Origin of the sequence: Pelotalea chapellei (assembly GCF_018531195.1) — a bacterium.
Lineage (GTDB): Bacteria > Desulfobacterota > Desulfuromonadia > Geobacterales > Pseudopelobacteraceae > Pelotalea > Pelotalea chapellei.
On sequence record NZ_JAHDYS010000013.1, the window covers coordinates 1 to 24,334 of the forward strand.

The following is a 24,334-nucleotide window of genomic DNA, read 5'->3' on the forward strand; positions in this document are numbered from 1 at the left end:
TTTCAATTAAATCAGCCAGTAAGACCCAAAAAACCGGGAAGGCCACAAAAAACTGGGAAGTGTCCCTAGTTTCTACTTGACTCGCGCGCCATGCGGGTTAGCTGCTCATGCCGTGCTTTATCGGCAATCGCAATCACGGGATAGCCTCCAATGGTGGCGTCAAAACAGCGCCCGATACGATTTGTGCAGGGCAACTAATCGGTGTAGGGAGCATATACGGGCGGTGGAATCTGTTGGTTAATTGAACAGCCTGAAATGCCCAGCGAGGCTGCAAGCAAGGTCAGCAGAATGCGGGTTTTGAATGTGTTTGACACGTTTCCTGTTCATCCTATCGTTGTTTTTGGGGGTCAGAATATTTGAAACATCCTTCGTTGATTTAACCGAAAGGCCCATTTTTAGAATTGCCGCTCAGAAATTTTACTCGACTCGCACTGAATAAATTTCATTCACCTTGCCGTGAACGTTTGCTGTCCCTCGCCAGATCAATACCAAGCGCGCTTCATCCGGTTCTACAATGACCGTATCCAACCGAAGAGGGATATCATCTTCTCTCTGCCGTAAGCGCACCGAGGCCCGTGGAGTTGCCCCAGGCAGCTCAAAGCGGAGCACACCGTTCCGGGATGCTCCCTCCACCAGTACCTGCTCCGTGCCGGTCAGGTGCTGCGGGGTGCAGAGTCCGGGCGCGGCGCTTGAATAAAAGCGCGGGTCCAGGTCTGCCGGCGGCAGCGGGTTGAGAGTCCTTCGCCAGTTTTCGTCATAGGTCCCGGCGAAACCGGCGCGCGGCTGCCAGTAGGGGGCGATCATCCCAAAACCTGTCGGCTTTGGGCGCTGATCCGGACTTTGGATGAGATCAGCCGGATTCTCGATATTCGGCAACAATTGGCCATCAATAGTAATCTTCGACGTGCCGGTCATGATTCCCCGCCCAACCGGGTTTTCCAGGCAGTACTGATGATCCGCCGGATCCGGTGGGTTGGTGTCTGCCCCACCAAAGGCGCGCTCCCAGCACAGGGGGATCTTTTCAAAGGGCGTAACTCTTGAAATGGAAGCAGCTCCCGTTCCACTCTTCATCCATTTGCGATCCCCAAACACCCGGGCCTGCTTTTTAACCGGCCCCACGGAAAAAGTAACATCAACATGCGGCGCTCCGCTGAGGGGGGGCCAAGCGTGACCGATTAGCACGCAGTCCGTGCCCGGTTTTTCCAGAACAACATCGGTGTCATAGATCAGGCTCGACTGGCCCGGCTCGCCGGAATAAACCGGCTCGGAGAGGATCGGTATCTGTTCGTCGGCAATAGTGAGTGTACCGTCGCTGCCGATGGACCAGGTGCCTTTCACTACTATCAGCAGGGTTTCGGCGCCATTTTTATCCATGAGGAAAAAAGGGGCGGCTGAAAAGGGGGAGTTGTTAATGATATTCATCGAATTACGTTCCGATCAGACTGTAATAATGAAAAGTTAATTATCACCCCGGTAATAGATGGGGTGATGTTTTCGATTATCTGATTACCCCTTCTTCAGTATCCGATCTATCTCTTTCCGGCAGATATTTTCGATAGCGGTAAAGGTGATGAACTGGGCGCTCTTGGTTTTGTATATTGGTTCATGTCCCCGATCGAAGTACCCCTCGTCAAAGTCCACCTTTTTCTTCGGCTTGAGGCGTTTCGCTTTTTTCTCCACGAACGACGACTCGAACTCACGCATGTCGGCAATGCAAAAGGTCCGCTGTTTATCCTCGCCCAGTTTGAGCGACATGGCCGACGATTCAGGTACCGTGCCGTCTCCAGCGCCATCGGGAAGCTGCATGGTTACCAACTGCAATTTACCTTTTTTAGTGGGGATATTGTCGGTATCGACGCGGTCCCGGTAGCCGCCGCGGTTGGCGTACCAGTCGGAATCCGTTATCAGGGCTGAACCGGCAATCTTTCCAGCCACGCTGGGCAGCGATGCGGCAGCATCGATCAGTACTGGTAACAAAGAGGCTCCTGCTTCCTTGATTGACTTGAAAACCAACGATGTTGCTTCGCTTTTGAGGTCATCCGGTGCGTTTGTTTTCGCCGTAGAAAAAAGCCGCTTGAACGTTTCCCAAATCGTGTCGTCTGCACTGGTGAAAACCACCCGGTCGGGGCTAGCAATGCCCGATGAATAGAATTGATAGGTTTCGGGATGGGCTTTTTCAGGAAGTTTGGCAAGAGCGTCGTGAAACTGTTCGGCTTCGTCTAAACACTCCAAATAAGAATCCCATGAAGTTGAACCTTGATATTTTTTACCAGACTTTGATATGGCACCAGGGTTCAACCATTCCGGATTGACCAAGCGATAGTAAATATCTTGTCCTCTGTAGATTTCTTCATACGGGTTAGCTTTAGGCAATGCCGTCCGGTTGCCTTGGGCATCAAGCAGCTCCAGCCAGCGTTCCCAGCCATTATTGTTCTTGTACTGCTTATTGGGGAGCAGTTCCAAACCGCCCGGCATATTGCCGAGAAGGGCGGTTACTTCTTCACCATCAGTCCCCAATACCCAAGCGGTGATATTTCCTGCACCGATTTTCAGATCAGTAAAGGGAATGCCCAGGAGCCCGCTGTTGACCATTTTCCCCTTTAAGTGATTGAATGTTTTGACCGGATTCCTAAACCACTGCATAAAATCAATATCCGGAATAGTGTGCGGTCGATCAAATCCGCCTTTCATCCGCCAGTAGGCGGCAGGTGAGCCATCCGAGGGTTGTACGCCGTGAATGACACCAAATACGCTGTCCTTTGCTCCATGGCAGAACGCGCCACCAGACCACCCATGGAATGGGTTACAAGCAGCACCTTTTCGCACTTTCTTCCCGCGTCGACATACTCTTTGATCACCTTTTTGATTTCTGCAGCAAGCTGTTCTCCTGCAAAATAGTTGGATGCGGTCCAGTTATAGCCAAAGGCGTGAACTGGAAATTCGTAGAAAAGATTCACCGACTGATCCCATTCACGAGTCTGCAATGTCTTGAGGATGTCACCATAACTGTTCCACGACACTCCGCCCCAGCCGCGTTTGCCACGGGTCGTGTCAGTTTCGTCGGCAAAAACCGCATTGTGTTTGGTGTCATCGTTTAAAACGTGCAGGTAGCCTTGATTAAATTCACTACCGATGATTAGATCTTTTCTGCTTTTTGCAGTAGCTGCCCACAACAGGCCATACTTTTTTAACATGAATTTTGCATCATCTGGGTCCCAGGCCGTAACGCCCTTTGGATCTCCTAATCGGCTGCCCATTATGCCCGGTACAAAGATGATAGGAAGTACTTCACGCTCAATAACCAAACGGTTTTGGTTCTCTGTCTCGAAGCCTTCGACAGGTTTATATAGTGCTTTACTTCCCACTTCCTTAGATTTAGGGACATTTGACATGGCAGATTCTCTTTCAATGTTAATCTGTTCAATTATTTATATGCAGGGCGGAAGGAATCAAGAGTCTTGTCCCATATTTTAAGTTTCTCCTCCAGGTTCCCATCAGGGCACTCAAGCCCAATCTTAATTTCAGGGTGTTCTCCAGAATTTTCCTTACCTTGATAGTCCCAGGCAAAGAACAGTTCCGTACTGTTTTTATCGCTCATGCGAGTAACAATTTCTTGCCCGACAAGGCCAGTTAGCGTTCGCTTGCCGGTTCTAATCTTGTCTACATCGACACCAGGAGCAAAATTAGCAGCCATTGAAGCTGCCAAGCGATCCATTACACCCGCTTCTTCTACCTTGTGTGTTTCCGACATCTGTATTTCCAACTTGAGTCCCAGAGGGTGCCCTTCAAAGCGGGCATAGGTTTTTTCCTGTTCCAAATAGGGAAGAGTAAATACCCCTTTTTGCGAGTAAAACCCTTTTGATGTGGTTAAAGTCTTATGGTTGTCGGAACCTAAAAAATCATATGAGGCAGCCATTTCTAAAATATCAGTAAGCATTTCCTGTTCATATTCAACTAGACCAGATAGTTTTAACCACAACCCAACTGCTCCAAAATCAATCAGTACGTCCCATTGGCCTTTTTTATTACTTATATTGTTGCCATAATAAAGTACGCCCTTACACCATTTGCCTACATTATTAATGTCTTTGCTCTTTATTAGGACTTTATTGATTCCTCTTGGACTTTTGAGTTTGCTTATTTCCTCAATTTTAGTGCCCCATATTTGTTTTCTTGCTGTTTCCCGAGGTGTGTTTTGTGGCCAGTCAAACTCCGTTATTTCAATATATCGAAACTTTTGACTCTGTACCGCCAGTTTGAACTCCGCCGGCACGTCAATGGCGAATCTTCCCATATAGTAAGTCTTCATACCTTGTTGCGCTCCTTTCGGTGTTGCCGTTGGTTTGATTTTATTTTTCTCAGCAGCGTTGCTGCATCCGCTCAGGACCAGACTTATAAACGCCGCTAACACTAGTTGATGTAAAATCCGCAAAATTTCCTCCTTAATATTCCCTGTCGTTTCTGTGTTGCCGTGATTGAAATCATTTAGTTACAGGGCGGAAGGAATCAAGCGTCTTGTCCCATATTTTGAGTTTCTCTTCCAGGTTCCCATCAGAACATTCAAGCCCAATCTTGATTTCAGGATGTTCCCCAGAATTTTCTTTGCCTTGATAGTCCCAGGCAAAAAACAGCTCTGGATCGTTTTTGCCACTCATACTAATAACGATTTCTTGCCCTGAAAGGCCTGCAACTGTTCGCTTGCCGGTTCTTATTTTGTCTACATCGACACCAGGTGCAAAATTGGTGGCCAGCGATGCCGTCAACCGATCCATAACACCTGTTTCTTCCACCTTGTGTGTTTCCTCCATCTGAATTTCCAACTTGAGCCCAAACGGGTGCCCTTCAAAGCGGGCATAGGTTTCTTCCTGCCGTTTGTAAAGCAAATCAATAGAACCATGTGTTGTATGAAATTGATTTCCTTTTATTGATCTTTGATTCAAATTTGGAATGTAAGCATTGGCAATTTCCTGCACCCAGGTAAACATTGATTGCTGTTTGTCAAGAAGGCCTTTAAGTGGAAACAGTGCAGCACTGTTTCCATAAGAAACGAAAATATCCCAATTACATTCATCATCAGCCATACTGTCGCTGTAATAGAGCACTCCTTTGGCCCATTTCCCCATCTTATTTATCGGTAGTTCCTTGATTATGATTTTATTTACGCCTTTTGGTTTCTTCGTCTTTTCAATTTTGGCGAGATGATTCCGCCATTCTTGTTCAGCATCCTTAACGTTTGGATATTCTACAATTTCAGTAAGCCTGAATCGTTGGCTCTGTACCGCCAATTTAAACTCCGCCGGCACGTCAATGGCGAATCTACCCATATAGTAAGTCTTCATACTTTGTTGTGAACCTTTCGCTGTTTCCGTTGGTTTGTTTTTTGGCTTCTCGGCCGGGTAAAGTAAAGGGGTCAGCCCTTGAAAATAGGGGTAAAGTAAAGGGGTCAGCCCTTGAAAATAGAATATTGCTGCTGAATTTTCTTGATTTCCCTCTGCAACGCTTTATCGCGTATCAACTGCTTTGAAAAGTTCTGCGATATCTTGGCAACCGCCGAATAACTAATACCACCAAATTTTTCGCCTATCTCGGCATTTGTGGCCCCGGATTGCTAATGTTGCCCTGACACTGCCCACGAAGTTCTTCAATTATTTTCCCAGCCCTTGCTTCTTTTCCTTGGTTAACTTTTTCAGGTCTTCCTGCACGATATAATCATGGAACGACATTTTGCCTTTGGCTGGAAAATCCTGGTTTTCCAGGTCCCAACGGTAAATTTTGTCAAGGGATGTGCCGACAAAGGCAGTTGGATTGGTAGTCCAGGCACCCCGACCGACTTCAAAAGAATAATTTGACAGCAATATCGGTGTACCAAGGAAGTGAGGATATTTTTCTGAGACTGGCATGATGTAGGTTTGATTGGTGTTTGAGTTAAAATAATGCTTGAAAACAACCCATTTTCCATCAGGGGATATGGTGAAATCTATTGCATCTGCAATCAACAAATGTGGATTATTAGTCCTGTCGTTTGTCCAACTAATAAAGGTGGAGCCAATTTTTCCACCAGATAAAATAGCAAACGGTAGGTTTGGATGAATGTTTAGGAATGAAAATTCCAGTTGGTCTTTATATTGCTTTACCGCACTCTCAAGCGGATGATGCGACGGTTCCAAGTTCATATCCAGAACTGTTAGTTGTTTTGTTTTAGGGTGATACTGAAACACCCTGTCCTTTGTTGTTGACCATGTGGTACCACGCACCTTTGGAATTTCTTTTATCAATTTTGTATTATCACTACTCAGGTCCACTAATTGAAGACTTTTATCAACGTCAAATGAGTTTTTTGGGTTTTCTTTTTGCGACTCAATCTCAAAAATAAAATGTCTTTGCCGTGTATCGGCAATGGCAATTTTTTCTATGTATTGTGAAACTGGGATGACAATAGGGTATTCACGGTGAAGTTTTTTCTTGAAGTCAAACAGGTGAAATACTCTTACCTGCCCAAATCCAATTAAGTCTTGTGAAATGGGTTGCAGATATTTTCCACCGCCCATTATATCGTCTGCACTGCGGAAATATTTGTCGTAGCTTATCTTACCTTTCGGAAAAGAGATGATTGTGATGGCATTGCCCATGTCGTTGCTGCCAACGGCGTTGTCCTGCGGTACAGGAAAGATGGATATGTGGTTGTGGCCGCCAAATAGGCCACCTATTTTGAAGGTTTGGGGTGGCAGGGCTATTACTTTTGTCTGATAATTTTTTCTTTCATACAAATATTCGGGATCCATTTTATTTCCTCCGTGGGCGATGCCAGAAAACACCATCACACCTAAACAAGCCGCAATGGTTATGATCCTTAATGTTGGTCTGACAATGCCCACAAAGCTTTCTCCCTTTTACTTATCCTTGTCTTCTACTTACCCAACCCCTGCCGCTTTTCTCTGGTCAGCTTCTTCATGTCTTCCTGCACGATATAGTCATGGAATGACATCTTGCCCTTGCCGGGATAATCCTGGTTTTCCAAGTCCCAATGGTAGATTCTGTCAAGAGATGTGCCAACAAAGCCGGTAGGGTTAGTTGTCCAGGAACCAGATCTATCTGGAAAAGATTCATCAGAAATCAATATCGGCGAGCCAAGGTAGTAGGGGTACTTTTCGGATACAGGCATGATGAAGGTTTTTGCAGGACCAGTACGATCATATTTTAAAATAAGCCACTTACCATCTGGTGAGAATGCAAACTGCGATGCCCCACTAATTAGAAGATGTGGGACAGTATTCTTATCTTTGCCCCAACCAATATATACAGCACCCTTCTTCCCACGAAGAACTGCAAATGGAAGTGACTGGTGTATATATATCCTTGAAAAACTAATTTTAGCTTTATTCTGCCTTATTACATCTTTCAGTGGATGATGGGCAGGTTCAAGATTTAGGTCCAATACCTGCAATTGCTCTGATTCGAGGTTATAAACAAAAACCCTATCTTTTGTGGTTGTCCATATGGATTTACCTATATCAATTTCTTTTATCAGCTTATGTGAATCTCCAGTTAAATCAAGTAGTTGCAAGTATGAGTTTACATCTAATGGATCCTTGGTGTTCGGTTTTTGCGACTCAATTTCGAATAAAAAATGCCTCTGCTTGGCATCGGCTATGGCGATTTTTTCTATGTATTGTGTGACAGGAAAGACAATTCGGTATTTGCGGTAGATTTTCCGTTTGAAATCAAAAAGATGAAAAACCCTTTCCTGGCCAAAGCCAATGAGGTCTTGTGATATCGGTGGCATATATTTTCCGCTACCTATTATGTCTTCTGCATTGTGGAAATATTTGTCGTAGTCGATCTTGCCTTTGGGAAAGGAGATGATGGTGATTGCGTTACCCATGTCGTTACTGCCTACGGCATTGTTGTGGGGTACTGGAAAGATGGACACGTTGCGGTAGCCGCCGATGCTAAAAGATTTTGGCAATAGAGATTGTGCTGATTTAAAGTCATTTATCTCGTACAAATATGTGGATTCCATTTTTTTACCTCCATGAGCGTGTGCAATAGTTGAAAATAACAGAGTACAGATAATGATCAGATAAATATTTTTTATGCAATTCATGGTGTCTCCTCATAGCAGACATGGGCCTTGTTGGCCGCCTGGATCCAGGCGGCTTCTTGTTCTATTTCTTCAATTTGATAGTTTTCAAGTTCTTCAAACACCTTCTTATTCTTTTCCATTTTTTTGATTATATTCTTAGTTATCCGCGGAACCTCGGTCTCCAGCTTGTAAAACCTATATGGGTTGTACTGGGTGAAGTATGGCCACAAGCTGGTGTCGAATGTATCCAGCCAATCTTTGGTCTCGGTACAGTAATCCCATAGGTTTTTCTTGTTTAATGCACCGTATGCAAGTGTCATGTACCAGTCGGTTCCAAAAAGTATCCGGCTTCTCATTTTCTTTTTTTGTTCTTCAGATAATTTACCTGTGAAAAGTTCCTTGAAATATTTACGGAATTTTTCATCTGCAAAGGATGATGAAATATCGGTGTACAGATTGGGATACTTGTTACTTGTGATCATATCTATGATCTGCTGACTCCATTCAGGGCCTGGTTTTGCAGGCCCGCCGAAGTGTGCCAGACAGAGTCGCAGGGTGTTTAGAGGCTGCTTTCCATCTTTGAGATCAACAGTTGCATTAAATACCTTTTCCCACGCTTTGGGCGAAACGAAGTTGTCTTCAAAGTATGTATTTTGATTTTTACCTTTGCGTTGTTCCTGCTCTTCAAATTCATCATCAAAGGGATGTTCGAAGTTGTAGAATTCATTGTCTTCATGGGATCTCGCACCTCCGGGGGTGCAGTGGTTCATGATTGGGATGCCGTTCTTGCAGCATTTCGCGTAAAAATCCTTCAAAGTCGGCAGACGGCGTACGTCCCATGGGCGGAATCCCTGAGCGGTGTACATCTTGAAACCCAGATAAAGTGCATTTTCGCCCATTACTTTTGTTATTAGGTCTGCATTGACGCCTTCCCCTTTAAATTGCCAACGTCGAGGGTCGTAGTGAAACATGGGCAGAAATTTTAACGGATACTTGATGACTGCTTCTTCTGTTGATTTGAGTTGTTTCTCCCAGTTTTCATATTTTTCAGTTTCAGCGTCGGACATCAGCACCGGAGCAGCCTCTATGCTGACGCGCCTTAATTCTCCGTTTTGCGGGTCGCAGCAATTACCTATGATGATTCCGGTTTTTTCAATTTCTTTATAATCATTAAAGCTATTAAGCTTATCGATCAGAACGACTTTGGCTGGGTCGTCAATTTTTTTGTAAACCGTCTTGTTACGCGGTTTTACCAGAACCCTGCCGTTGATCGGATTGCCTTCGTAATCGTATGTTTCTACCCATTTACCATGTGCGGGAGACCAATAGCGGGAAGGCTGGGTGACATCAATGGGTTGGCCCTCTTCAAAGAGCGGATTATAAACCCTGATGCCGAAGTAGCCGTCTATGTGGCTGTATTCCATATCCATGGTCATGACGACACTAGAAAAGAACAGGTAAGGTGCATCCTTGTAAAATGGGCATTTCTCCGGATTTTTGAAATAATCATCGACTAGATTATTTCTCTCCTTTATGAACAGGTCCGCAATATCACTCGTTGATTTGGCCTGCATCGTTACAAGGTCCAGTACCGCATTTTTTGTAAGATACCCCTCCTGTGGGTTCTCGGGCTTGTCGCTGAAAACTTTTGCTATTTGTTTAACCGGTTTTGTTGCAAACCATTCAAATAGTGTCAACAACCCACCGAAAATTTCGCCACTGCCCTCTATCAAGCCACGGGAAAACTTCAATCCGGATTGAACCGGCGCAAGCGGTCCCTGGTATTGTACAAATTGCTCCGTAGCGCAGTGACCACTCTGAATATGCATGTGCGAATCAATGATAACTGTTGGTTGCCAGACACTTATCTGATGTATTTCTCCGCACAGCATATCCGGCTTGATGAATTTCAATACAGCACCCTTGGGATCATTTTGTTCGGTTCGTTTCTTCTGCTTTGGGTTTTCCGTTGCGTCTGTTTTCTCGTTAGGCATGCTGTATCCTTGCAATGGACGAATTATGTTCTGCCTCGATTGTCGTTACTCTGCTTCGAGTGGTTTAATTACGGCTATATCATTATGGAAAAGAAGAAATTTATTGTTTAATTTGGCATTTTCCGGTTCAAAGGTTATCTCAAATTTTGCATTTGCTTTCTCGCCCTTAATTTCAATATAACCGTTAGCGTCTGTGGTCATTGGAACAATGCTGTCACTTGGCATTTTTACTTTCAATGCTCTGTTCGCTATCGGTTTATTTTTACTGTCGCAGGGTGTGAAGCATTTCTTTTCTTTATCGTACGCATCCCATGAAAGATGCTCTATTACTGTGCAGCAGAAGTCAGCACTATCAGGTGGCACTGTTTGTGTCGCTTCTGAATTGTCAGCGGTTGAATCGTTGTTTACTCCCATTATGGTACTCCTTTACTGATAAGGTGCTTCTACATGGCATTTTTATTATTCTGCGTCATGGGGTCGGAGTTGCGGCAGGCCCCTTTACCCTCGATCTTGATGTCGAATGAGCTGTTGATGAACTCGGCTTTGCCACAGGTTGTGCCGGAACCCACGCCCTTTTTGCTGCCGGGTTCATCGCCGGTACTGGTTTTGTAACAGCATCCGTCTATCGCACCCATGTTTCCGTTTATCTTCACCGACTTTGTGCCATCGGCCAGCGTGGCGGAGCGGGCGGTGTTGGTGTAAGGTATCGGCACAACCGAGCTGCCCATCGGGGTAAGGCAGACATCCGGCCCGCTTACGACAACAGCTCCACTGCCTTTATTGGTTATCCCCTGACCGTTTGCAAAAACTGTAGAATTTCCCATGACTGCTTGCCCCCTGTATTCGTGTCAATACTTGAATATGGATTACTTCCCAAACAACCAGCCCCAAAAACCACGCTTTCGGGTTTCGCCCGGCTTCAGGCAATGCCACATTCCCTTGCCGTCCCCTGAAGCACCAAGAATAATCGGTTCTCCTTTTTCATTATTGCTAATACAGAAATCTAAGGCAAACTTGCGGTCGTAACTGTTCCTCCCTCCGGGTGCTTCTGCAACACTTATAAACACATGATATGGCAAGTCAGGCAGCAGTTGTTTTGCTGCTTTGTCCTCTTTCATTCCGGGGTTGACAATCCCGTATCCAATGCAGTTTTCCGGGCTGTTCGGTTCAATCAGACCTTTCCTCTCATAGCTTGTGATCTGAATCTCCCATACAACCCCACCGGTATTTTTTGAAACACCGAGATAGCTAAACGAATATGGTCTTTTCAGTATTTCCTCATCCTTAGGATAGGAAAAGCAGGGCTTGTCGTCACGTAAGGTAACCACAGCATCGGCATCTTTGTTTGACCTTGCGATAACTGTTGCAGGCAACAGCACGACAAGACAACAGATAAGGCCATTACGGAAGAAGTCTTGCATTCTTGGGGTTCCTTATAAATTCCTGTAAGACGCGTTGATAGAACGGCATGTTTTGTAAGAACCTTGTGTCATTTAAATGTGTTGCGCCGAAGTATTCTTCAATAATTCTGCCCTGCTGTTCCATGTTAAAGTTAGAAAATATCTTGTTTTTATCCGGGCTGTCTTTTGTCTCTGACGGATCAATTCTATAAGCACGTCCTCCAATGTAACCACCGGAAATCGTTATCCAGAACCCGTGCCACGTGACCGAATAGCCCAACTGATACTGCCAAATATGTGTCATTTCATGCATAAACCATATTTTCGAATACTTATCTTCAATTGAAAAATCATGTACAAATCTGTCAGAATTGAAATACATCCCCCCATTGGGTGTCATCGCAGTATTATCATCCTGAAACCCAAATGGCAGATACTCACCGTTGTGTATTTTGACCGTGGAGTAATTGACGGAATCCTTGAAAACCAGCCGTGCCATGGCGACTTCACCGGCCGTAAGCGGGCGTGACTTAACTTTCACCGTCACTGTCTGAACCGAACTTCCCACCTGTTCCTGATTAGTCTCGATACCTTCAATCTCAATCGTTTTTATGGCCTCTTCCGATTTGCCCGAATCACATATTCTATCGGGGCATCTCGGAATATTGTCGGGCACAAAAAATTCCGCCTTTTCAATGGCAATGGCTTTGGTGGCACTTTTGATGCGTTTGGTTTTTCCGTCGCTATCTGTTCTGCCTCTCACGCTTCTGCCATCTGCCAGTGTCAATCTATAGTCGATATTGGAGAGCGGCACCTTTTTCTCTGAGACAAACTGCAGTTGCTCATCAAACTGTTTGCAGCCGCATTTATGAAAGTGTTCGCTATTATGCTCTGCTCCGTCCCAACAGAGTTTCTCGTAGATCTCGCAGCCGGTCTGGGCATCACGGAGCATGGCGCCTGTTACGTCATTTTGGCCGGTTGAATAGTTCAGAAACGCCAGTTTGTCGAAGTTGGACCCGAAGGCATCCTTGTAGTCACTGATAATCTTGAAACGCTGCTCGCAGCGGGTCCTTTTCAGATCTCCGATAGTGCTTTCCATATTCTCCAATGTGCTTAAAACTTCCATGATCCCCCCACAAATTCCAATTACGATGTCGGCGGTTTCTGATTTCAGCCTTTTTCCAGAACCAATGCCCCGCATGAACCATGGTCATCGGAACAAAACATCAGAGCCGGTGATTGCAGCCATCCGCGTGTAAAGCCCTGTGTAACGATGTTTGCTATCACCGTGCCGCTGGCGGCGCCGATGTCGCCGTAACAATTGGCCGGTGTCCAGAGCTGTCTCTGCTCATAACGCTCTTTGAAACAGCGCATGTCAGCCATGCTCCACTCCACTGCCCGAGAATTCTCGCCGTTCAGGTCGCCGAACATGGCGCGGATTTCCTTGTCTTGCACTCCACTCAGCGCTGCATGGCAGGCGTCGGTCAGTCCACTGTTCCGACTTGGCGAGTTTGATGCGCGTGGTGACGATTCCTCCGCCAAGCCAAGCGCAGTGATGCGCGCCAGTATCGGTCTGCTTGCCTGTTCTGCCCGTGCCGGGTCTTCGATGATCATGAAACCAACCGCTTCCCCGGCAATCAGCCCCTGATGACGTCCGTAGCTGACAGATTTCAGGCGGCCAGCCTGTTCGAACCAGTTCAGGGTTGAAGCTCTAAGCAATGAATCGATTCCGCCGATGATGCACAGGGTTGCCGGATTGCTTTCAATCAGCTCTGCTGCCTGTGCAAGGGCATATGGCATGGAAGCGTTGCCTTGCGGGACAACTTCTAATTCGACCTTGTCAGCCCATTCATCCATGACCATTTTTAGCGGATACAGGCAACTTTCTTCATAGCGTGGACCGGGGCGATCTTCCGAGGCGACACCCAGGATGAGATGGAATGTTGAAGGCCTTGATGTACAATCCTTAAAATAATCCCCAAGCATCTCTTCAAGGCACTTCGACGCAATGCTGCTAAGACGCGAGGCTGTGTCGTGGTTGTCATCCTCAATATCTCTGATGCGTGCCACGGTAATGGGGTTACCATCACTATCCAAATAGTCATCATATTCCGATAAACGGGAAATCCCTGCCCGGACAGAGGCCGCAGTCATGCGGCCGTCATGCCCTACGGCGGTAATACTGTTTACTGCTGTCATCGCCAGTGTCTTCATGCGCTGCCACCTGCTGCCAGCTGTCTGCATCCTCGCGCCCGTACATCAAACAACGGCCGACCGGGTTGCAGGATCGCCAGTTCGAGTGCGGCTGCCGACCGTTGTCTCTGGAGACCGGTTTTCAGAACCTGCCGAAGGTGGTCCACTGTGACAGTTTTGCCGAGCAGATAGCGGGTTCCGCTCGGGTAATTGCCTTTGTTGTTGTCCCACCAGGCGGCGATCAGTCCGGCATTCGGCCAGGGCAGGTTTTCATCGGCATCCAGCGCTACGTTGTCATCTTTTGCATCATCGTTAGGCCCAGCGGTAAAACCTTCTAGCTGGGCACCTTTCATCTCGTCAAGCTCGTTATCGATGCCGGTGATCAAAGTAAAGGCCTCACCGGCAATGCGTGCAAGCTGCGGTGTCTTCATCTGTTCGATGAGCCAGGGGACAAGAATAGTGTCGCCGATGACACCCGCGCCGATGGTTGCAAGCCGGATAGTGGCGGGCGAATCTGCAAGCTGTTTCTGCCAGGTGATGGCGGCAGTTTGTTCCATTTGCCGCAAGGCTGTGTTCAGAGCTTTTACGCTGTAAGGTGCTTCTGTTGCCGCAAAGCTTTTCAGTGTTTCAACCGCAGCAGGGATACCTGCAATGGATGCCGACCAGGCCGCAGCAAAACGTATCCCGTTATCACTGTCTGCCAGCAGGTTAGGCAGGTTGTAATTATCTAGTTCGCAGCTTCTGCCCAATTCACCATAGGCCTGGAGAGCACGCGCAATCAGTAGCGGATACACATGGCATGCGGCCTTGTTCAAATGTTGCCCGGGATCGTGGCGGTGTATGGCGCATGCTGCTATGCCGATGTAACGAAGATACGCTGATTGATCCGTGAGCAGTTTTTCAATGAGCGGTGCAGCTTGTTCATACGTCAGCCAACCCAGTGCCGAGATAAGTGCCTTAGCGCATGCCGGATCATTGTTAAGCGACTCAATTACCACCTGAATGCGGTCTTTATCTCCACTCTCAAATGCCAGAACAGCGGCGGGAAAAAAAGTTTCCGCATACTGGCCGTCAAGGGCATCTCTGCAGATACCCCAGCCCGCTTCTCCGGCTACACGCAGGCCGTCAAGGTGGGCTTCCAGGCGTTCGTCAAGCTGTGCCAGATCTTGAAGAGAGAAATGAGGCGCATCAACTAACCTTGAGCGGAGTACCCACAGGAATGCCGCTTCAGCGACAAATTGAGAAATTATGCTTGTAGTCAGTTGATTGATATCGAACCGCCTCTGATTCTGTTCTCTCCCGAGGAATGGCTGAGAACATACTCTCCCTTGATCAGGATTTTTCCTGCCCTGGTGAGGGTGATGCTTGCCTTTCCGCACCGCAACACGATCTCATTTTCGGCATCAAATGATATTTTTTGTCCGTCTATGATTGCCTCTTGCGGTTTTTCAGCTTCAAGAGCAGTGGCTGCCGGTTCTGTAATCTCTTCAATCAGGGAATACATGGTGTCAACAATGATGGGATGTCTGGGGTCGTTGTTATCAAATGCGAGCAATACTTCCCGGCCCGCAGGTATACCTTTGCCAAGGAGTTTTGCATTGGACGAGGAGGTGGTTCGGGCAATAATCGGACCCAGGCTGTTTCCGCTATAGTCGACGAGGATGAGTCCGCTCTCGTTGATTCGCACAATTCTGCCAACGCGTAATCCTTCGATGGGGGGGGGGTTTTCTTCAAATTGTAAGGCTGTAACGTGCACTTTTTTCACATCTAATCTCCGGACCACTTCCTGTTAAGCTTTAGTTGCTGAATATCTTGCTGGCCTTGATGGTAATGCTGCTGCCATCCATGGTGATGGTTGAAGAACCGGCCTTGAAAGTGATCTTGGGCGCTTCGATGACATATTCATTTGCCTTTGAGTAATACTTCCCGCTGATGGTTTCGGTGAGATCTGCTCCAATGTTTGTTGTCCTGCTGCCCACGATATTCTCGGCCATGGTTGCACCGACAAAGACCGCCTTAGCCAAGCCGACCTCCTCGGTCTTTGCACCGGCAACAGTTTCGTTCATGATCCCGCCGACAGAGACCTGGTACAAACCACCGATGGACAGTTCCTTGGCAGCACCGATGGTTTCCATGGAGTTGATCCCCACCGTCTCGGTCTGGCAGCTGCCGACGGTCAGGGTCATGTTGGCGCCGATGGTTTCAGTGTGATTTACACCCACCTGAATAGTCTTGTTGACTCCAATGCTTTCGCTCTGGTTCATAACGACATACTTTGAGCGGTCATTGCCGACAGTCAATGTTTCGTCATGTCCAACCCTCTGCCCCTTGTCATTCTTGATCAGGATGTTCCAGTCCTTCTCGCCCTGCAGGTAGACCTCCTCCGAGCCCATTTTGTCTTCAAAGCGCAGTTCATTGAAGTTGGCGGCAGTTCCACCGGGGGTGCTTCGGGTCCTGATGCCGCTTTGGGTCTTGTTGGCGGGTAGGCTGTAGTTGGGTTGTTTGGCTTCATTGACGACGCTGCCCGTGATGATGGGATAATCCATGTCGCCATTGATAAAAGAAACCAACACTTCGTCGCCGATGCGGGGAATAAACTGGCTGCCCCAGGTTGTACCGTTCCAGAACTGCATGGTACGCAACCAACAGGAGCTTTTTTCATCCATCTTGCCTTCGCGGTCAAAGTGGAACTGCACATTGACGCGGCCGTACTCGTCAGGCCAGATTTCTTCGCCTTTGGGGCCGGTGACGATGGCGGACAGGAGGCCGGGGACCATAGGTTTAAGTGTGGTGCGCTCAGGTCGGTAGGTTACGGAAGACGGAATGACAAAAAAACTGTTGGAATAATGGGCGCCACTTCCTGATCCATGCTCCTGCAGAATCTGGGGCTGTTCACCCTCATGTGTTACCTTGAAGAGAAAGTATTCAGCATTGAAGTCATTGTGCGGGTGGTCCGCTAGGGTAAACGTGGCGCCCGGTTGGAAACGAGGACAGCAACTGCTGCCATGTCCTTTTTTCCCCAAAGCCTGTATCTCTTCCAGGCGAATTTGGGATAGTTTCTGCCCAGAAGCTGTTTCACCGTATGGGCCTGGATACTCATAAACTTCATAATCTTTTTCTATTTTTACTTTATGTTCGGTTGAAAGATCTACGGAAGGAGTTTTAAAATTATAGTTCTTTTGGGCGAGTTTTCCTGGGCGGAGACGTTCTGAAATATTAAAGGCAAAGACGTTTTCCTTTTCTGCAACAAGGCCGTTAGTGTTGAAAACCAGTGAGGACTGACCAGTAATCTCCTGATAGTAGGCCTCACTATCACAAAATACCAGGACGTGTTTGTCTTCGAAATGCTCGAAGAAATAGTGTATGCCCTCGTGTTCGAGAAGCCTGGAGAGATAATTCAGGTTGGTTTCCTGATACTGTATCGAGAATTTTATGAATATATCGGCCCGGTCAAGTCTGAATTCATACAAGTCACTGGTTATATCCTGCTCTTTAAGGAGTATCCCGATGACATCTTGAAGTTTTTTGTCCTGAAAGATTCGGCAATTCTCTTTCAGAGAGAGCAGCCAGAGCGAAGGGACTATCTGTGCTTGATAGAGCTGCAATCTTCCAGATGTGCCGAAATGTTTGAATTTGCGGATAATGCCATGAAAATAACGATCACCTGATTCATCGTTAAAGCTGGCACCGATACCACCTACAACAGTCAATGATCCTTCTTGAAGTTTTACATCCTCAAAATTGATCTTATCTTTGCTGGCAAGAGTCAGATTAACTACAAAAATATCGGATACTGCTTCTGTGACATCAAAATCAACTACCGACAAATCATAATCAACGTCCAATAATTCAAATAAAAATTTCGCCTCTGAGGCCGGGTTGTAAGCCATACTTGACTCCTTGGTCCAATATGAGACTTTATAATTTAGTGCTTCTGCTTTGGCACTACTACGGCTGAAATCATGAAAAAAATGAACAAATAATTACGATACTTTCTCATGATCTTTAGTAATTAACCTTTAAAATATTGATTGAACCGATATACAACCTTGGACATTTTATAAGCAGAAATACTTTTAACGTATGTCTCTATGTCAGACAGTTCATATTTAGTCTTCATCGAGACAATCAAAAGTCCAATAGTTGACATTCAGATCATTTATTTCCTCCCCCACTGTAAAAAGTCGAAGACACACTTTGCCTTTTTTATAATTAAATATGCAGTTCTGCATGTCTATGTTGCAGCTTTCAACTTCAATAATATTATAAATTAATAATCTACTAGTCATGTCATTCGACTTGTAGTCATCACTTTTATGAACATTTACTGGTTTCCATCCTTTGTTTATGAGCAATTTTCGAATAGCAATAAATGGCTTTCCATTATCTAGAAACGGCTTTCCCATTTCTTCCTTTTTGTCTGCAGAATCTGGCTGCTTATTTTGAGCTTTGATGTTCTTATCGGCACAGTCATATGTCCAATAATTGACACGCATATCTTTAATTTCCTCGCCCAAGGTGTAAAGCCGAAGGCACTTGTCGCCTTTTTTGTAATTAAATATGCAGCTGGGCATATCCATGGCACAGCTTTCAACCTCGATAATATGAGCATTTAGAAAACTTTTCTCTAATTCGCTATTCGGGAGAATCTTGTCCTTAATATTTATTGGTCTCCAGCCTTTGTTTATTAGCAATTTTCGAGCAGCAAAAATTGACATTCCTATCTCTAATTCCTTTGCATGAACAGCAGTCGGAAGAACAATTACTAGAAGAATCAGTAGATGAATTGTTTTCTGCGCAAGACACCTCATTTTATGTTCCCCCCTTGATTCTTGTAAGTCGCCACGAATTTATCATACTTCATGTAAGGTTGAGGAGGGTGTCGATTAGGTTTCCCAGGACCTTGTGGCAGCGCTGCCCATCTATGTGAAGCTATACTTAAAGCGGAATCAATATCACCCGATACAATCTCATCAATAATGTCAAGTTCTCTCAGCATCTCGATAGCCATTAAGTCTTGCGTTGTAGGAGAGAAATCCGTTAAGCCTAACTTTCCCCCAAGTTGTCGCCAAGTAGGCCGGGTGATTTGATACCTGCCCGCTGGTGTGCTCACGCCACCGTAACCAGGACCAGGGTGTGTTGAAAAATCAGAAAATCGCCATTTATCGTTTTTTTTGCCTTTTACTGCACCATATTCAAAGTTGTAATCTCCACTCTCAGCTTCTGCAATTGCACTAAGGAAAGCTTTAACATTCGAATTTTCCAGATACTGTTTGTTTTCGTCAATCCGTTTTTCCTGACGCATCTTGATGTCGACAGGCTTGGGACCGGTTTTATGTCGTCCTAAGCCGCCTGGCGCTTGTTTCCTTTTACCAGCAATTTCAGCCATTAAATTTCCCTCAATTTATTGAATTACAGTACGCACCGATCTCCCATCCGCGCAGGCCACTCAAGCCGATACCCTTTGCCGATTTCCTCAACAACAAGTCGAATGAAACAATTCTGCGTAACATACCCACCCAGAAACCGTTCCAGAACCGAGCTGAACAGGTATAGATCGCCCGATCCTGTATAATGATCACCATTCAGTTTCAGGCAGACCTCATATCCGCGAAACATCCTACCCTTCATGAGCCTGTCGGTCGGCAGTACCTCAATCTCGATAATCCCGTCGATCCTTTTTTTATTTGCCTCCACAAACGTCAAATCTCTGCAATTAGTAAGGATGAAGAGCCTTATTATGGCGAGGAAATTATCAACCCCATTCAAAGAGATGCTGTTCAATGAAAAACCGGAAAGAAGACTCCATTGACGGTTTTGTCGGTTTTCCGGAAAAGTTGCGGCTGTTACAGCCGTTATATTCATAGGGTTGACGGATTCGGGAGTGCCATTAATTGCCGTACAAACATCGCCGATGTTTAGCTGATCCGGTAGTGTTCCGTTGGTACAGGTTAGATCTATATTGAGCTTTGTTCTGGAGGTATTGGTTTCGTTTTTGAGCGGTGGAATTGAAAGGAATGTATCGAATCCATCTCCGTCAGGTGATTTGCTTCGAGTGATGTTGCAGATATGACTGTCTTTGGTGTGTCGGAGTAATGGGTTTTGTACGTTGTATGTGATTTTAGCTGAATTTTTTTTGGCCAGGCCTTCAACCTGATCTACTGAATATAGCTGGTAATGGCTGGGCTGTTCCCCGACTGGGCGTATTATTTGTTTTTGAAGCTCGGTTGTAAATGATATCGACTTCGCCTGATGCTCAAACAGGTTGACCACCGGAGTGGCAAACAGGATAAAACTCTTGTCATTCACCTGCGGTACAACCGGCGGGGTGGCGGTCAGCTCGAATCTTATTTCAAACCGGGAGCCGCCGCCAAGGGAGCGGCAGGCCCCCAAACCGGTCAGGTCGATGGACAGGAACTTGTCGTGAAACAGGAAGTACTCCTGAAGCAGCAGATGCCCAGGCAGGAGACTGGGTTCTTTTGTGAGCATGCTTTCGCCATCAGCAAGCCCGACCGGCTTTAGATTGTCGGCTGGAAGCTCAATGGCAGCGCCGTTGTCGAGTGAAGTGATCACAATACGCTTCAGATAGCGCATCAGCAGCAGGTACATATCACAGGCTGCCGGATAGTCATCGCCGAGAAAGAAGCGCAGTGTCTTTACTTTCCAGCCGGAAAGACCCATGCCGTGCAATTCGCATTGCAACCTGATAGAGGGAGCCTGGCCGGATGGTTGGGAGAAGGATGTCTCCAGCAGCGTCAAAGGGTGAACTACTACGTCGAAGCAGGTTTGAAACCGACATTTGGTGCCTTGCACCGGAATCGATGCGACTTCGGCTCCGGCGGAAATCAGCAGTGATTGCACCAGCTCCGGCTTGGGACTGAAGGCGACGATGGTTGTAGCGGGTATCGGGCGTAAATCCCACGGATGCAGCGCCTCGGTCAACTCGTGGATAATCTCCGGAAAATCATCATCCAGCTTTCGGCGAAGATTGGCATTCAGAAAGGCAGTTCCCTCGAAGAGCCGCTCCACTCCGGAATCGGCCAGATGTCCGCTGACCATGGAGCTCAGCTCCGGATGTACCTCAGCGTAGCCGGTGGCCAGATCGCGAAGTATTGCCAGCTCCTGTTGGTAATAGTCGATCAGTTTTGACGATTCTTTTCTTTCAGTCGGACAGCCGGAGGCCTTTGCAACAGTCGTGGTCGTTTGCGCTGCAGAGTGTGCCAGGGGGAACAAGGCACTGGTTTCATCCAGCGCATCACCGGCAAAACACCAGCTATTCCATCCCAGACGGGCACCGTTTGATTCGCCCAACCGGATCGGCTCGGCTTCGCGTTCTGCAAGAACAAGCTTCAGGTCAAAGTCCAAGGGGTCTGTTATGTACAGCCTGATCAGTCTCACCAGCTTTTCATGCCGGGGGGTGCCGGGCAGAAAGGAGTCGTACTCCTTTTTCTTCAGCGGGCCGAGATGAATGCGGAACTTGCCAGAACGATCCGGCATCTCGCTCCCCAGGATGCTGTTCATCCCCAGACACATTCCGCTAAGCGACAGTTTCATCCGTTGGTCAACCGGAATCAGCACCTGACGCAGAACGCATTGTTCCACCTTCACCCGGTGCACTCCCAGAGCGTCCCGCAGCAAGGTCTGCAGTCCCGAGGCAGAACGGGGAAATTGACTCAAAAGCCCGGCGTATCGCACCAATGACCAGGCGTCCGGCAGTCCCTCGCGCAACTCCTTCTCACCCAGGCCGATCAGGCAGAACAGCCGCTCCCGGTCGCGAGGGTTTTGTTCCTCCACCACCTGATTGAAGAGGCGGTACTTGTTAAAGCACTGGAGGTAGAGCTGATACATCCGCTGGTGGAGAATGTCCAGAAAATCGCGGCTGACCGAGCAGTCGGCACCGGCTTCGTCCAGCAGGTCTTCGGTGTAATGGGTCGGCAGGGGCGAGGAAGAACCGTACAACCCCAGAAAGGTAGTCTCAATCAGCAGTCCCGCGCCATCCTGTTTTACCCGCGCCACGTCAGCCGCAGGAAAGGCGAGGGAGAGATCAGGCCGCACCCGGACTCGCTCCTGCCAGGCACTTTCCGGCAACTCCGGAGCAGTGTCCGGTCCCAGCACACTGCGCGCCAGACGCATGACCTGGTCGAAGGAAAATTCGTGCCCGCGAGCGAGCAGGTCGTCGATTAATGGAGAGGGTGATTGCCAAGCCGTGGCGGCCATTGCCAGATTCCTCCCCTTAGAGTCTCAACCAGTTCAAGACGGGTGTAACAGTTCATTGCGGCAGAGCGCCCCAGAAACTGATCCAGCACGCAGCCGAACAGGTACATGTCACCCGCTCCGGCGAAATGGTCCTGGCGCACCCTGATGCTTAAGTGCCGTCCCCTCATCACAATCCCGTTGATCCGCTGTTCGCCGGCGGCCGCCGTCATTGATTCTATCCCAGCTATCCGCTTCAGATTGGCAGCTCCAGCCGCGCCGTTCTTGCCAGGAAACACGTACAACTCCAGCAGCGCCTTCAAATGGTCCACTCGCTCCAGCGAGAGGTGGTTCAGGTAGAGGTGGCTGGTCAGCTGCCGCAACAGGCCCGATCCCATGGGCGGATTCTGGCCCGGGTTGATCGAGGTGATATTGCAGGCCGACACCCCATCAGGCAAAGCGGCAAGCGGCTCGCGAATATCCCCCACACGCAGCTTTTCGGGCAGACTCCCGTTGGTGCAGGTCAGGTCAATGGAAAGGGATACCCCCTCCGCAGCAGTAACCTCTCGCGAAACGTTGAGGCCGATATGTACATCATAACCACCGTGTTGACGGGATTGGGCCAGCTGTAGGTGATAGATCGGATCGCTGTTGATATCTCCGCCGAACAACTCGAAGGGGAGATAGTCCCGTTGATGACCGCTGGCACGTGTGTAACCGGTTACCCGATCAACGGAAAAAATCTGACAGTGAACGGGGTTGGGACCGGACGGACGGATTGGATACCGGGAGCTGCGATGATTGACCACCACCGGGTCGCCATCATGGGCAAACAGATTGATGGCCGGGACGGCATGCAGGATGAAATTTTCAGATCGTATCCGTTGCGGCCCAATGGACAGGCTTTCAAGTTCAAAGCTGACCGTGAAGTCGCTCCCCTCCCCGCGCTGCCGCCACTGTTCCCAGCCGTCCAGGTCAAAACAGAGAAACTTCTGGGGAGTGCTGAAATATTCCTGGAGCAAGCGGTAGCCGGGAAAGGCCTGGGAGGGATAGGAAAGCAGCTCCTCACCTTCGATGAATCCGGCCTGCCTGAGACAATTCGCCGACAGCACGCAGTCGGCACCGCCGTCACGGGGAGTCAGAATGATACGGCTGACATGCCGGCTGAGCAGCAGATACAGCTCACTGGCTGTGGCCTGATCACCTCCCAGAAACAGCCGCAGACTTTTTGGACGCCACTGGGACAGCGGCAGTCCCTGCAGCGCCAGGTCCAGGCGAATCTCACCCATCCGCCCCGGCAGCTGTGTAAAGGTCGCATTGGAAAGTCTAAGGGGGTGCAGCTCCACAGCAGCGGTTGTGGTAAAGCGGCACGCTGTACCGTCCACCGGCGCCGAAGCAAACTGGGTACCGGCAGGGATGGTGATTGTTTGTTCCAACCCTGAACCGGGAGTGAATCCGATTAAAGTAGTGGCAGGAATCGGGCGCAGGTAATGGGGCAGAATCAGCTGAACAAGTGTTTTGATCAATTCCGGAAAATCATCGGCCAGTTTCCGGCGGAGCATGGCGTTCTGGAAAGCAACAGCTTCCAGCAGCCGCTCTACGTCCGGATCGGTCTTCTTGTCATCTAAAAGCGGAGCCAGTGCCGGATTGGCGCTGGCAAACTCCGCTGCAAACTCGTGCAACAGGCTGAGATCTGAATGAAAAAACGGATTGGTCACTTCTTCCTCTGAAAGGGATCTGCGGGGATGCTCACCGGTGAATATGGATTCTGCCATCCGTGTCGACAACGGTCTCAAAAAAGATCTTCCGCCCGCCTTCTATGGTCAGGCTGGCGACAATCTGAAACCGCAGGGTCAAGGTATCTTCCTCATCGGGAACGTAACTCACGCTGGTGCCTGAAAGTCTCGGTTCGTATCTGTCGATTGCGTTCCTGATGTTGCGCTCGATTGCGCTCACCGACTCCGGATAGCTCTGGAGAAAGTCGAGAAAATCGGGAACCCCGTAATCTGCGGCAATGGGTACATTGCCCTGGCGGGTGTTGAGAATCCGCTGCAGGTGCGACAGCACTGAATCCATGCAGCGCCGCTGATTATCGCCGCCACGGCGCAGCGGCTCACATTTGGCGGAGCGAATCCGTTCCAGTAATCGTTCTTCATGCATGCTGTTTACCGCGGCCTTTATCTGACAAAGTGTTTCTTCTTTAAGCGCAAAGGGCGGATGCCAAGCATCCGCCCCGGAAACATCCTACTTGGATTCAGCCCAGGAATCTTCCGACTCGATGCCGTCAGCTTCCCATGTTTACTTTCAATCACGTCAGGTAGCTGCTTGAAATTGCATCATTTGTTAATTAATCTCATTTTTGCGGAGTTTGCGTCTTAGTCGTATGTTGTCTACGCACAAAGCTGTCAAAACAAAAAATATAAATGCATCCAAACCTATTTTTCCAACAAAACACCAAAACAACCATGCAA

General features: G+C 48.0%; 21 protein-coding genes. All 21 read right to left on the reverse strand.

All coding sequences use genetic code 11. The annotated features are described in order from the left end of the window. Positions 1-417: 417 nt before the first annotated feature. The gene (locus KJB30_RS13270; protein WP_214300089.1) at positions 418-1,422 is read right to left on the reverse strand and encodes a DUF2169 family type VI secretion system accessory protein; all 1,005 of its coding nucleotides are present in this window, start codon (positions 1,420-1,422) and stop codon (positions 418-420) included. 84 nt (positions 1,423-1,506) lie between these two features. Next, entirely contained in the window at positions 1,507-2,691 is a 1,185-nt protein-coding gene (locus KJB30_RS18050; RefSeq protein ID WP_246545687.1) for a hypothetical protein, read from the reverse strand. After that, entirely contained in the window at positions 2,688-3,392 is a 705-nt protein-coding gene (locus tag KJB30_RS18055; RefSeq protein ID WP_246545688.1) for an alpha/beta hydrolase, read from the reverse strand. The genes KJB30_RS18050 and KJB30_RS18055 overlap by 4 nt, the downstream gene beginning before the upstream one ends. A 32-nt stretch (positions 3,393-3,424) precedes the next feature. Next, a complete protein-coding gene (locus KJB30_RS13280) occupies positions 3,425-4,432 on the reverse strand; it encodes a T6SS immunity protein Tli4 family protein (protein WP_214300091.1) in 1,008 nt (335 codons plus the stop codon). Between the two features lie 49 nt (positions 4,433-4,481). Then, on the reverse strand, positions 4,482-5,324 hold the full coding sequence (locus tag KJB30_RS13285) for a T6SS immunity protein Tli4 family protein (RefSeq protein ID WP_214300093.1): 843 nt from the start codon (positions 5,322-5,324) through the stop codon (positions 4,482-4,484). Positions 5,325-5,645: 321 nt separating this feature from the next. After that, on the reverse strand, positions 5,646-6,875 hold the full coding sequence (locus KJB30_RS13290) for a hypothetical protein (RefSeq protein ID WP_367618987.1): 1,230 nt from the start codon (positions 6,873-6,875) through the stop codon (positions 5,646-5,648). Between the two features lie 32 nt (positions 6,876-6,907). Beyond that, positions 6,908-8,104: a TolB-like translocation protein gene (locus KJB30_RS13295; RefSeq protein WP_214300095.1), complete on the reverse strand. Its 1,197-nt coding sequence runs from the start codon at positions 8,102-8,104 to the stop codon at positions 6,908-6,910. Then, a complete protein-coding gene (locus tag KJB30_RS13300; protein WP_246545689.1) occupies positions 8,101-9,996 on the reverse strand; it encodes an amidohydrolase family protein in 1,896 nt (631 codons plus the stop codon). Before KJB30_RS13300 ends, KJB30_RS13295 begins: the two co-directional genes overlap by 4 nt. Before the next feature lie 126 nt (positions 9,997-10,122). Beyond that, positions 10,123-10,491, reverse strand: coding sequence for a hypothetical protein (locus KJB30_RS13305; protein WP_214300099.1), 369 nt, complete (start codon positions 10,489-10,491; stop codon positions 10,123-10,125). Positions 10,492-10,520: 29 nt separating this feature from the next. Next, positions 10,521-10,901 carry a DUF4150 domain-containing protein gene (locus tag KJB30_RS13310; RefSeq protein ID WP_214300101.1) on the reverse strand — a complete coding sequence of 127 codons (381 nt, stop codon included), beginning with the start codon at positions 10,899-10,901 and terminating at the stop codon, positions 10,521-10,523. A gap of 42 nt (positions 10,902-10,943) precedes the next feature. Beyond that, complete coding sequence (locus KJB30_RS13315; RefSeq protein WP_214300103.1) at positions 10,944-11,498, reverse strand: hypothetical protein; 555 nt, start codon at positions 11,496-11,498, stop codon at positions 10,944-10,946. After that, entirely contained in the window at positions 11,479-12,603 is a 1,125-nt protein-coding gene (locus KJB30_RS13320) for a hypothetical protein (RefSeq protein WP_214300105.1), read from the reverse strand. The genes KJB30_RS13315 and KJB30_RS13320 overlap by 20 nt, the downstream gene beginning before the upstream one ends. 44 nt (positions 12,604-12,647) lie before the next feature. Further along, positions 12,648-13,691, reverse strand: coding sequence for a 3-oxoacyl-ACP synthase (locus tag KJB30_RS13325; RefSeq protein ID WP_214300107.1), 1,044 nt, complete (start codon positions 13,689-13,691; stop codon positions 12,648-12,650). Continuing rightward, on the reverse strand, positions 13,688-14,941 hold the full coding sequence (locus tag KJB30_RS13330) for a TIGR02270 family protein (protein ID WP_214300292.1): 1,254 nt from the start codon (positions 14,939-14,941) through the stop codon (positions 13,688-13,690). Before KJB30_RS13330 ends, KJB30_RS13325 begins: the two co-directional genes overlap by 4 nt. Continuing rightward, a complete protein-coding gene (locus tag KJB30_RS13335; RefSeq protein WP_214300109.1) occupies positions 14,929-15,435 on the reverse strand; it encodes a DUF6484 domain-containing protein in 507 nt (168 codons plus the stop codon). Before KJB30_RS13335 ends, KJB30_RS13330 begins: the two co-directional genes overlap by 13 nt. Before the next feature lie 31 nt (positions 15,436-15,466). Continuing rightward, positions 15,467-17,560: a type VI secretion system Vgr family protein gene (locus KJB30_RS13340; protein WP_214300111.1), complete on the reverse strand. Its 2,094-nt coding sequence runs from the start codon at positions 17,558-17,560 to the stop codon at positions 15,467-15,469. 219 nt (positions 17,561-17,779) lie between these two features. Further along, positions 17,780-18,481, reverse strand: coding sequence for a hypothetical protein (locus tag KJB30_RS13345; RefSeq protein WP_214300113.1), 702 nt, complete (start codon positions 18,479-18,481; stop codon positions 17,780-17,782). Then, complete coding sequence (locus tag KJB30_RS13350) at positions 18,478-19,059, reverse strand: lysozyme family protein (protein WP_214300115.1); 582 nt, start codon at positions 19,057-19,059, stop codon at positions 18,478-18,480. Before KJB30_RS13350 ends, KJB30_RS13345 begins: the two co-directional genes overlap by 4 nt. 23 nt (positions 19,060-19,082) lie before the next feature. Continuing rightward, entirely contained in the window at positions 19,083-21,887 is a 2,805-nt protein-coding gene (gene tssF, locus KJB30_RS13355; protein ID WP_214300117.1) for a type VI secretion system baseplate subunit TssF, read from the reverse strand. Further along, complete coding sequence (tssF, locus tag KJB30_RS13360) at positions 21,851-23,638, reverse strand: type VI secretion system baseplate subunit TssF (RefSeq protein WP_214300119.1); 1,788 nt, start codon at positions 23,636-23,638, stop codon at positions 21,851-21,853. The genes tssF (KJB30_RS13355) and tssF (KJB30_RS13360) overlap by 37 nt, the downstream gene beginning before the upstream one ends. Further along, positions 23,613-24,023: a type VI secretion system baseplate subunit TssE gene (tssE, locus tag KJB30_RS13365; RefSeq protein WP_214300121.1), complete on the reverse strand. Its 411-nt coding sequence runs from the start codon at positions 24,021-24,023 to the stop codon at positions 23,613-23,615. The genes tssF (KJB30_RS13360) and tssE overlap by 26 nt, the downstream gene beginning before the upstream one ends. Positions 24,024-24,334: the final 311 nt, after the last annotated feature.